Source organism: Streptomyces anatolicus (assembly GCF_019400875.1).
In the GTDB taxonomy this organism is placed as follows: Bacteria; Actinomycetota; Actinomycetes; order Streptomycetales; family Streptomycetaceae; genus Streptomyces; species Streptomyces anatolicus.
Genome location: NZ_WMBF01000800.1, coordinates 1 through 1,588, shown reverse-complemented (window position 1 = coordinate 1,588; position 1,588 = coordinate 1). Strand labels below are relative to the sequence as shown.

1 protein-coding gene and 1 pseudogene are annotated in these 1,588 nt (G+C 73.3%); both read right to left on the bottom strand.

All coding sequences use genetic code 11. The features are described 5' to 3' along the window. A pseudogene (locus GKQ77_RS32570) lies at positions 1–508 on the bottom strand (DUF4129 domain-containing protein); the annotation flags it as partial. 28 nt (positions 509–536) lie between these two features. Then, positions 537–1,588 (bottom strand): DUF7847 domain-containing protein (locus tag GKQ77_RS32565; protein WP_219692756.1); only part of this gene is annotated, 1,052 nt, incomplete at its 5' end.

The following is a 1,588-nucleotide window of genomic DNA, read 5'->3' as shown; positions in this document are numbered from 1 at the left end:
GGGTTCGGCCTGCTTCCGCTGCGGCTTCGTCGGCGGTGCGGCCGGGGCGGGGGTCCAGGAGCGCGCGTTCCTCCAGGGCGCGGACGAGGCCGCGCATGCGTTCCTGGACGGCTTGGTTCCAGTGGCCCTGGGCGGCGTGGGCCTCGGCGGCGGCGCGGTGTTCGGCGGCGCTGCGGGGGCGGTCGTCGAAGAGGGGCGGCGCGGAGGCGGGGGTGCGGTGCGGGGTGCCCAGGCGCCACCAGAGGGCGGCGCCGAGGGCCACTGCCGCGAGGACGATGACGAGGAGGCCCAACCCGCCGCCCGGGGTAGCCGCCGCGGCGGCGGAGAACAGGTCGTCGACCCAGTTCCAGAAGCCGTTCAGGGCGCGCTGGAGGAGGCTCGGGTCGTTCTCGTGGTACATCGGCTTGGACAGTTCGCGCTCGGCCGCCTCACGGGCCGGGTCGCGTGGGATCGTCACCGGTGGGTCGTCGCCGGTGCGCGGCAGGAGCGGTGCCGCTCCGAGCCCCATGAGCACTGCCCCCGCCGCTGTCACCGCATCAGCTCCCCGGGGTGCCGGGAGGGTTGGTGCCCTGGCCGGGGGTGCCGGCGGCGGCGCGGGTGAGTTCGAGGTCGAGGGCCTCGCGCCGGATCCGCTGGTCGATGTAGAGGAGCACGGTGACCCCGGCCGTGATCGGGAACGTCAGCATGGAGCCGATCACGGAGCCGACGCCGCTGACGATCAGGAACGTCCAGCCCAGTTCGCTGGTGCCGTTGAGGAAGCCGCTGACACCTTCGCCGCTGACCGCGCCGGCGAGGAAGGTGAACGGGATGACGATGATCGACGCCACGACGTTCGCGATGATGGCGGCGAGCAGCTGGATGCCGAAGACCCGCCACCAGGAGCCGCGGACCAGCTTGGCGGAGCGGGTCAGGGACTTCTTGACGCCCTGCTTCTCCAGCATGAGCGCGGGGGAGGCGAGCGAGAAGCGGACCACGATCCAGATGGCGGCGATGCCCGCGGCGAGGCCGCCGAGCACGGCGAGACCGGCGCCCGCGTCGGAGGCGCCCCCGAGCGCGATCAGGACACCGGGCAGGATGCCGATGGTGACGACCGCGACGGCGATGAGCGGGATGAGCAGGGTCAGGCCGAACAGCCTCGCGAGCTGGGGGCGAGAGTCCCGCCAGGCTTCGGCGGTGGTCACCGACTTACCGAGCACCGCGCGGCTCGTGACCATCGTGAGCAGGGCCGTGGCGACGATCGTGCCGAGCAGGGTGATCGCGAGGACCACTCCGGAGTTCAGCAGGGTGTCGCCCATGGCGCGGGTCAGTTCGCCGACCGTCGCGCTCGGGTCGTCGAGGGCGTCGGTGTCGGTGGACTCGCTCAGGACGAGGCCCTGGAGGAGGACGACGACGATCTCCGTGAGCACGGCCACGGTCAGGGAGATGCCGAGGACCGTGCGCCAATGGGCACGCATGGTGGAGACGGCGCCGTCGAGGATCTCACCGACGCCGAGCGGGCGGAGCGGGATGACGCCGGGTTTGGCGGCGGGCGGGGGACCCTGCCAGGCGCCCCAGCCGGGATAGCCGCCGGGGCCGGGGCCTGCTGGGC